Annotated in this window: 7 protein-coding genes; 3 read left to right on the forward strand and 4 right to left on the reverse strand. The window is 43.3% G+C overall.

The window, feature by feature from the left end; all coding sequences use genetic code 11:
* On the forward strand, positions 1 to 802 hold an 802-nt coding region (locus tag RMO79_RS22790; RefSeq protein WP_310485556.1), incomplete at its 5' end, for a response regulator.
* A 44-nt stretch (positions 803 to 846) separates the two neighbouring features.
* Here RMO79_RS22790 and RMO79_RS22795 read toward each other — a convergent pair.
* The 3 genes from RMO79_RS22795 to dnaE all read right to left on the reverse strand — a co-directional run bounded on the left by RMO79_RS22795 (position 847) and on the right by dnaE (position 5,836).
* Entirely contained in the window at positions 847 to 1,074 is a 228-nt protein-coding gene (locus RMO79_RS22795; protein WP_310485557.1) for a hypothetical protein, read from the reverse strand.
* Positions 1,075 to 1,139: 65 nt separating this feature from the next.
* Positions 1,140 to 2,033 (reverse strand): alpha/beta hydrolase, encoded by an 894-nt coding sequence (locus tag RMO79_RS22800; RefSeq protein ID WP_310485558.1) that lies wholly within the window; start codon positions 2,031 to 2,033, stop codon positions 1,140 to 1,142.
* Between the two features lie 149 nt (positions 2,034 to 2,182).
* Entirely contained in the window at positions 2,183 to 5,836 is a 3,654-nt protein-coding gene (gene dnaE, locus RMO79_RS22805; RefSeq protein ID WP_310485559.1) for a DNA polymerase III subunit alpha, read from the reverse strand.
* 181 nt (positions 5,837 to 6,017) lie between these two features.
* On the opposite strand from dnaE, the gene RMO79_RS22810 reads away from it, so the two are divergent.
* A complete protein-coding gene (locus tag RMO79_RS22810; RefSeq protein ID WP_310485560.1) occupies positions 6,018 to 6,311 on the forward strand; it encodes a type II toxin-antitoxin system Phd/YefM family antitoxin in 294 nt (97 codons plus the stop codon).
* Positions 6,308 to 7,123 (forward strand): hypothetical protein, encoded by an 816-nt coding sequence (locus RMO79_RS22815; RefSeq protein WP_310485561.1) that lies wholly within the window; start codon positions 6,308 to 6,310, stop codon positions 7,121 to 7,123. Before RMO79_RS22810 ends, RMO79_RS22815 begins: the two co-directional genes overlap by 4 nt.
* Positions 7,124 to 7,203: 80 nt before the next feature.
* Here RMO79_RS22815 and RMO79_RS22820 read toward each other — a convergent pair whose 3' ends face one another.
* Positions 7,204 to 8,805: a glucose-6-phosphate isomerase gene (locus RMO79_RS22820; RefSeq protein WP_310485562.1), complete on the reverse strand. Its 1,602-nt coding sequence runs from the start codon at positions 8,803 to 8,805 to the stop codon at positions 7,204 to 7,206.
* Positions 8,806 to 9,167: the final 362 nt, after the last annotated feature.

Here is a 9,167-nt window from a genome sequence, read left to right on the forward strand (position 1 = left end):
GCTAGCATTTACTAGCACGCAAGAAGCTTTTGTCCAGATTATGGCGATCGGAAATGCCGAGATGGAATTTAATCTCGATGCGACTCTAGATGTCCTGATTTTATCAGCTTCGGTACAGCAAATAATCACACCAGTCAAACAACTAATCTGGCAGTGGCAAAAAATTCGTCCGCATATTACTTCGCCGTTAGTAAGAGTATATCTATCTAACATTGATAGTTTATATAAATTATTGTGGCAGCAACTTCAAAGTACTAAAGCGATCGAGTCTTATCAATCTGCACTAACTCAAAATCTTTGTCTTTATAGTACTGCCAATCAGTTAAATATCGATGTTCAAGAACTCTGTCATATGTTGCTGCCATTAGTCCGCAACCGAAGCGCGCAGATTACTAATTACGGCCAAAAACAAGATGAAGAACGTCCGTTAATTGCCTGTATCGATGACAGTCAAACAGTGCAAAATAGTGTCAAACTAACGCTAGAAGCCCAAGGTTATGAAGTAATCGGTTTGCTCAAACCCGCTCAAGCAATGACCAAACTCATCCGCACTCATCCGATGCTAATTTTGATGGATATTAGTATGCCAGACATCAATGGCTACGAACTTTGTCAACTCCTCCGTAAATCGCCTAATTTTAAAAATGTGCCCATTTTAATGTTGAGTAGTCGCGATGGCATGTTCGATCGACTAAAAGCTAGAATGGTCGGTGCAAACGACTATATGACTAAACCATTTACACCTACAGATTTGGTGAATTTAGTAAATAAATATATCTCACAGGCTCTAGTAAGTGCTTAGATGCAATCGATAGAAATTTATCTATAAATAGGCTGACGATCGATTTAGAGCGATTCAAACATCGATTTAAAACCAGCTAGTGTCAGACATGCTTCCGTTAAGTCTTCGGCATCACTGACATTTTCAATTTGATATGCCATGATTCGCCGCTCGTCTCCATGCATTTTTTTAGAAGAGAGCAAAGTAGCTGGATGTTTGGTAATTAGTTCCTTGAAGGCTTTACCATTAACCTGCCAGTCTTCAGCAGAACATTCGATCGTTACACACCACATAATTGGGAATTGGGAATGAGGGATTGGATTGAAAAGTTTGGATGTTTTTACACGATCGTGTTTCTTTAAGGTGTCGATTGGAAAAAAATCAAGAGTTCTCGATTGACAATTTGAGGTGCTTCCTGTTGAATCCAGTGCCCACACTGGGGAATTTTTTTAAGTTTAAAAGGTGCTGAAATTAATCTTTCCATACCTTCAGTCAATCGATTGCTCAAAAAACTATCCTCCTCCCCCCACAGCATCAACGTCGGTACAGTCACCATTAGCGGCGAACGATCCCACTGTTGCAGCCAATTTTGCGGTGCGAGTAAATTTCGATAGTATTTGAGTGCGGCTGCTAATACACCAGGTTTTTCTAAAGCCTCCTGATAAATTTGATGATCTTCGGCAGTAAAAGCTCCTTTTCTAACCGCTTGCCCGCGAAAAACATTCAGGATAAAATCTTTAAGATTTTGCTGGATCAACCATTCCGGTATCCCCGGTATTTGAAAAGCAAACATATACCAACTGCGTCGCAATTGATCGATATTACTGCCCATTTCTTGTACTAATCGTTGGGGATGAGGCGCATTGAGAATTGCCAATCGATCGAGTACTTGGGGGCATTTTTGGGCTAGATGCCATGCAATTGCACCGCCCCAGTCATGTCCGGCAATATGCGCTTTTGCGTACCCTAAAGACTCAATTAGCCCCCGCACATCGCTACTAAGGGTATCGAGATCGTAGCCGCCAGCAGGTTTATCGGAATAGTTGTAACCGCGAAGATCGGGAACGACGACTTTAAAATGACGAGCTAAAGCTGGAATTTGATGCCGCCAAGAGTACCAGAATTCAGGAAAACCATGAAGTAAAACGACTAATTCTCCCTCACCTTGAGTTACACAGTGGAGGCGAATGTTGTTGGTCTGAATAAATTCATGCCGCCAACCAGAATCTAAAGAGGCTGTGTAAGGTTTCATCGATGTCTCGCTACGATCGCTGCGTTACCAGTATAAACCAGTCGTTTGCGATCGTCTGTAAGATATTTCTCTTAGTAGCTACTAATTGTATATTTTAACCCCCTACGATGGAAATCCAGTGGATTTCCATCGATGCGCTCGAAATCGACTCACTCAGCACTAATCTGCTTGACTTTGATATCAAAGCCGCGATCTTGCATTCTACCCGCCAATCCGACAGCATCTTGCACCCAGAATTGTTTGCCAAACTGGACTAATTGGTAGCCGTTATCGCCTCGGACGATCGCGTATACTGGAGTTTTAATTTCTAGGGTATCGCCAGAGTACTCTTCTAACATAGTTTTCAATGCTTGCGATCGAATTTCATCTGTGGCGACATCAATCGGTAATTCGAGCAGAACCAGATGCTGGGGTTCTATTTCGACATCTACAGGTTTATTAATGTAATTGTAATCGATTTCGATCGCTTCATCGACAATCATCTGTAGTTCGTCTTCATCTTTTTTACGACTAACCTTACCGACTAAAATTACAGCCGCATTACCAATTAGTACATTCTTATTTTTCTCATAAGCTTCTGGAAAAACTACTGCCTCTAATTTACTCCCTGCGAGATCGGTTAATTTGAGAATAGCCATCGACTTATTTTCTTTTTTAGTCTGGACTACCTTGACTTCTGTGAGCATCACCACAATTTTAATATCTTTACCAGGCTTCTCAATTTCAACCAGTCTTTTAAAATCATGCTTCTGCATTTTGGCAATTTTTTCAGCATTTTTGAGTGGATGATCTGAGACATATATACCCAAAAGATCTTGCTCGAACTGCAATCGTTCTTGCGATGAGAAATCACTCACCAGTGGGGATTTTGGGGTGGCTTCAAATCCACCTGCTTCTGGTTTTGAGTCGCCTAATAAGTCAAACAGGTTACCTTGACCGATCGCTTTTTCTTTAGCCCGACTTTGCGACCACGGAATAATTACATCGAGGTCATTAATTAACTGTCGGCGATTGGAATCGATATTGTCAAATGCGCCACATTGAATCAATGATTCTAATGTTCGTTTATTCACAGATTGGAGGCTAACTCGTTGACAAATATCTGCAAGAGAAGTAAACTCTCCACCTTCATTGCGCGCTGTCAAAATATTTTCGATCGCGGCTTCACCCACATTCTTAATTGCCGACAAACCAAACAAAATATTTAACCGATTTGGTCGATTGGGATCGATAACTGGTCGAAACTTTACATACGATCGATTGATATCTGGCGGTTCGACTTTGATATCTAAAGTCTGCTCACAATTATTGAGATATCTCGTCATTTTGTCTTGATCGCCACTATTTGCAGTTAATAGGGCTGACATATATTCAGCAGGGTAATTAGCTTTTAGAAATGCAGTCTGATAAGTAACATAAGCATAGGCAGTAGAATGGCTTTTATTGAAGCAATATTCCGCGAATAAAACCATTTTATCAAACAAAGCATCGGCGATCGCATGAGCTACTCCTTTCTTGGCAGAACCATCAAGAAATTTCTCGCGTTGCTTGTTCATTTCATCGGCTTTTTTCTTACCCATACACCGCCGCAAAATATCGGCTTCACCGAGGGTATAACCTGCCAAATCTTGAGCGATTTTCATAATCTGCTCTTGATAGACAATTACCCCATATGTCTCTTCTAGAATTGTTTCTAAAATTGGATGCTCGTAAGTGATTTTTTCGCGTCCGTGTTTGCGATCGATAAAAATCGGAATTAGTCCAGCATCTAATGGCCCAGGGCGGTATAATGCGAGAATAGATGAGAGATCTTCGATACTCGATGGCTTTAATCGTGCCACCACATCGAGCATCCCTGAAGATTCTAATTGAAAGACACCTTCTAAATCTCCTGACTCGACTTGTTTGTATGTTTTTTCAACATTAGGTGGACGTTTATTTAACGAACCTTTATTTAAGATTTTATAAGTCCGTCGCTCCTCAAAAGTAATATCATCCGGATCGATTTTATCACCCTTAGTTTGTTCGATCGTATCGATCGCATTCTGAATGATCGTCAGGTTCCTCAATCCTAAAAAATCCATTTTTAATAGACCCATCGAATCGAGATCTTCCATATAATACTGGGTAATTACCGACCCATCATTATTCCGTTGTAATGGTACGATTTCATCCAAAGGTTGCGCCGAAATTACCACACCCGCCGCATGAACGCCAAAAGTTTTGTTAGTACCTTCAATTCGCATTGCCATATCGATCCATTGTCTGGCGGTAATCTTTTCACCAGTTTCCGGATCGGCATATTCACCCGTTTCATAAGTTTGCTTAAACTCTGGGACTGGCGTTTTATCCGAAATCATTACGGCTAATTTCGTCGGTTTACCCCGCACGACGGGAATCATTTTCCCTAACTCATTTGCCGCACCATAGGGAATATTCAACACCCGTGCCACATCTTTCAACACCGCCTTCGATGTCATCCGGTTGAACGTGATAATCTGCGCTACCCGCTCCTTCCCATACTTTTCAGTTACATATTCAATTACCTCCGCCCGACGTTCGATACAAAAATCCGTATCGATATCTGGCATCGACTTCCGATCGGGGTTCAGAAACCGCTCGAATAGCAGACAATGATGTACTGGGTCAATATTGGTAATCTTCATGGCATAAGCCACCAGCGAACCCGCTGCGGAGCCTCTCCCAGGGCCGACAGGGATGGCTCGATCGCGTGCAAATTTGATATAATCCCAAACAACGAGAAAATAGGTCGAAAAGCCCATTCGTTCGATCATTTTTAGCTCGAAGTCGAGCCGTTCTTTATATACATCTTCGATATCTCCATACCGTTGGACTCTCAATCTTTCCTTCAAACCTTCCCGCGAAATCTCTTCTACAAAAGTAGCTGGAGTGTGCCCGACTGGAATCGGAAAATCGGGAATTTTAGGTTCGCCTAAAATATTATAAGGCTGAATTTTATCGGCAACTTCTAACGTATTGGCGATCGATTCAGCAATAACATCATCTGGCAAATGATCGCGGAATAATAACGCCATTTCTTCAGCCGATTTCAGATACTCATTACCGCTATATCGCATCCGTTTATCTTCACGAATCAGTTGTCCTGTTTGAATACACAGCAACGCATCGTGAGCCTCGACATCAAAACAAGAGACAAAATGCGAATCATTAGTTGCAATTAGCTTAATATCTAACTCTCGTGCAATTCTGACAATTTCAACATTAACTACCCGATCCTCCTTCAATCCATGATCTTGAATTTCTAGGTAGTAATCTTCGCCAAATCTTTCCTTATACCATTTGGCAACTTTTCGCGCCGCATCGGGTCGTCCAGCCATGATTGCTTGCGGAACTTCCCCACCCAAACAACCACTAGTAACAATCAAACCTTCCTTATATTTCTCGATATATTCCTTATTAATACACGGACGCGCAAAAATCCCCCGACCCTGAAAACCTTCGAGGTGAGATACTGTTGTTAACTTAACTAAATTTCGATACCCTTGGGTATTTTTAGCTAACACAACTTGGTGAAATTTTTGATACCGCTTCTGCTGCGTGAAATCACCATTAATTACATACATTTCATTGCCAATAATCGGCTTGACATTGCGAGTGCGACAGACCTTAATTAATTCGATCGCCCCATACATCACACCATGATCCGTCAGTGCGATCGCGGGCATTCCCAATTCCACCGCTCGATCGACCAAATTCGGCAACTGACTAGCTCCGTCCAGCAGGCTGTAGTCACTGTGCATGTGCAAACCAACGAAAGTCATAGGTTAAGTGGTAGAGGGCAAATGTTCGGGCGTAGGAATGCTGTGGAAAAGGGGATTAAACTTCTGCTGCTATATGCAAGTGCCGGTAGGACTATTATAGTACGGCTTTTATAGTACTTTAGCACTATTTTAATGGATTTGTGTTCGCTCTCGATTTAATTTGATATTGTGTACATAAATTATGTTATCCGCCGAAATCACCTCACCTACAGAAGCAAGAGCAGGATTCTTTCAATCGATCGATCGAGTTGCACAAAGTCACCAAGTTTGTATCATCAATCGCCGCGATGGTGAGAATGTGGCTCCGATCGCCGAATCAGATCTCAATAGTCTAATCGAAACCGTTTATCTGTTCCGCTCTCCTGCAAATGCAAGTCACTTACTTAATTCGATTGATGAATATCGATCGGGTAAACTCAGATCGTCTTTTTCACCTGTTGCTATCACGATGAATAAACTCGATCTATATCCATGATAAATGAAATAGATGTCGAGCTAAAAATACTAAAATACTTTGATGGTGCTGAAGACATCGATTATATTGCCGAGGTCATCAACTCTTTGGCTTTTTCCCATCTGGCAATTTTAATTTGTCGATTGTTAAAATCCGATCCCGCGACGTTCGATCGGACATCATCATTTGTACGTGATGCGATTGTCTGTGGGTATCGGAATGATGCTTGTCAGCAATTTCGAGATGATTATCTAGGTTCGACGATTGTTAGCACGTTAGAAGAATTAGTATTTGGAAGCAATCATTTTATTCGGAGTAACGCGATTTATACTTTAGGGAAAACCTGTAGTTATAGTAGCAAATATGTTTTAGTTGAAGCATTCGATCGATTTATCGAGATCGATCCATTATTACTCGATCGACTGATTAATGAAATGGGCTGGTTGGGGGTGGAAAATATGGAACATTACCTCGAACGCATGGCAACTAGCACCAGCTATCTGACTCGCTGGGCTGCGGTGGAGTTTATTTATCAGAGTGAGGAACGATTGCCAAATTGGGTAGAGTTATTGCGGCAAGATCCCTGCGAACTCATTCGTCTAGAAGCAGAATATGAGTGCCAGCGACTGCTCAAAAGCTTTCAAACGTCAAGTTTATCAAAAAGCCAGCAGCGACGACGAGCCAAGGAAATCGCGCAAATAGAGCCACAAATCTCCTTTCAGCAGGTAAGCTTGCAATTCGCTAACAATTTGTATAGAGGGGGAAAGAGCGAATACACTGTCGTCGAGCTGGCAGCTTTTCTCGATCGGGGCGATAATAACATTAAAAGTTAGGGTAGGCGCAATCGCTAAATTACTCCTACCCTAACTAAAATTAATGTTGAAAAAATCGCTAATTAGCTAGCTACCATAGCCTATTTCTCGACCCATGCAACTCGCAAACTACCCGGTCGAGCGGGATCGCCTGTAAAGGTGACACCCCGATTGTTTGCCTGAAGATGGCGGAGAATTTTGTAAATTGCCTCAACGCGATCGGGCGCACCAATTTTGGTAGCTAATTCTGCTAGTGTAATGGGTGCAGCGATCGTCGTTGCTTTGAGTGCGTCTACGGCATCGGTTTGGAGCTGAATAATGACAGCAGCAGCTTTTTTCCCGGCTTCTACGCCGGGTTGGTGGTAAGCATTGACATTGACGATCGAAGCATATAAGCCCACAGCTCTTTCGTAGAGAGCAATTAAGGCTCCTACTGTCTGCGGTGTCACGCTGGGAATCGTGACGGTAATTGAGTCGCGGCTATTTTCGTACAGAGCTTGACGAGTACCTTGTAAAAAGCCAGATAAATAGTCGCCGCTGGTGACACCCGGATCGATTTCGGGCGAATTGCCAATTCGATCGGATAATACCTCGATAAACGTCAGGAAGAAATTGGGGATGCCTTCGCGGAGTTGCTGAACGTAGGCGTGTTGATCGGTGGAACCTTTATTCCCGTATACGGCGATGCCCTGATAAACTTTATTACCATCGAGATCGTCTTCTTTACCTAACGATTCCATTACGAGCTGCTGAAGATAGCGGCTAAATAACAACAAACTATCTTTGTAGGGTAGCACCACCATGTCTTTTTCCCCCTTACCATTGCCCGATGCATACCAAGCCAAGGCGAGTAAAGCGGCGGGATTTGTTTTGATATCGGGATTGCGGGTAGCGATATCCATTTCTTTCGCACCAGCTAACATCCCTTGAATGTCGATGCCTTGAAGTGCGGCAGGCAGTAAGCCCACAGAAGATAATTCCGAAGTTCGTCCGCCTACCCAGTCGGGCATCGGGAACCTAGCAATCCAGCCTTGAGCTGATGCCACACCATCGAGGTGACTGCCCACTCCAGTAACTGCCACTGCGTAAGCTGCAAAATTCAGATTGTGGGCCTGATAAACAGCCCGAACCTCCAACATGCCATTTCGAGGTTCCGGGGTGCCTCCAGACTTAGATATGACCATGACCAGAGTGGTATCGAGCCTGTCTTCCACCCGACTGAGCACCCGATCGATCCCGGCTGGATCGCTATTATCAATAAAATGAATATTTAACGGCGGACGATCTGGCGCGAGAGCTTCAGCCACGAATTGCGGCCCTAATGCCGAACCCCCAATCCCGATCGTAATTAAATCGGTAAATTTGCCACCTTGAGGGGGATGAATGGCTCCAGAATGAACTTTTCGGGCGAAATCAGCGATCGATTCGATCGTACTGGTAATTTCGGTCTGAATTGCTGGAGTCGGCGCGAGATCTGGATTTCGCAACCAATAATGTCCGACCATCCGCTGTTCGTCAGGATTGGCAATGGCTCCCGCTTCGAGGGCAACCATATCGGCAAATGCCTTGACAAATTTGGGCTGGAGTCGAGCGACTAACTCATCCTCGAACCGCATCCGGCTAATGTCTAAATATAAGCCTAACCCTGGGTGATAATACAACCAATCTTGATATCGCTGCCACAGCAATGTACCTGTTGCCATCACTCAACCAACCTCTTAAATCTAAAAATTCTACGGCGATCTCAAATTTGCCCTTCTACTAAGATACCAGCCCGATCGCCATCAGACTGGATATCTTTACACAAAAGATGCGTTCGTGTTGTGTTTAGGCATCGATCGGTAGGTCTATCGGGGATAATTAGGATATTTTTGAATTAAGGTGTACTCATCAGCGCGACGGAGATGCTAAGTCACCAAATCCAAAATCCAAATGGTATGAGAGCGCACCCCCAGCAATTATCGCGACTATTACAGTTATCCAGTCCACTGCTACCAGTCGGCGGATATAGTTATTCGGAAGGATTGGAAAGTCTCATTCTACAGGGAACTATCGTCGATCGATC

This window comes from Chamaesiphon sp. VAR_48_metabat_403, from assembly GCF_031422475.1.
In the GTDB taxonomy this organism is placed as follows: domain Bacteria; phylum Cyanobacteriota; class Cyanobacteriia; order Cyanobacteriales; family Chamaesiphonaceae; genus Chamaesiphon.

What these genes read in the sequence shown, in the direction of transcription:
- RMO79_RS22795 (WP_310485557.1), bottom strand. Translation starts at nt 1,074, where the DNA reads ATGTGGTGTGTAACGATCGAATGTTCTGCTGAAGACTGGCAGGTTAAT.
- RMO79_RS22800 (WP_310485558.1), bottom strand. Translation starts at nt 2,033, where the DNA reads ATGAAACCTTACACAGCCTCTTTAGATTCTGGTTGGCGGCATGAATTT.
- dnaE (WP_310485559.1), bottom strand. Translation starts at nt 5,836, where the DNA reads ATGACTTTCGTTGGTTTGCACATGCACAGTGACTACAGCCTGCTGGAC.
- RMO79_RS22810 (WP_310485560.1), top strand. Translation starts at nt 6,018, where the DNA reads ATGTTATCCGCCGAAATCACCTCACCTACAGAAGCAAGAGCAGGATTC.
- RMO79_RS22815 (WP_310485561.1), top strand. Translation starts at nt 6,308, where the DNA reads ATGATAAATGAAATAGATGTCGAGCTAAAAATACTAAAATACTTTGAT.
- RMO79_RS22820 (WP_310485562.1), bottom strand. Translation starts at nt 8,805, where the DNA reads ATGGCAACAGGTACATTGCTGTGGCAGCGATATCAAGATTGGTTGTAT.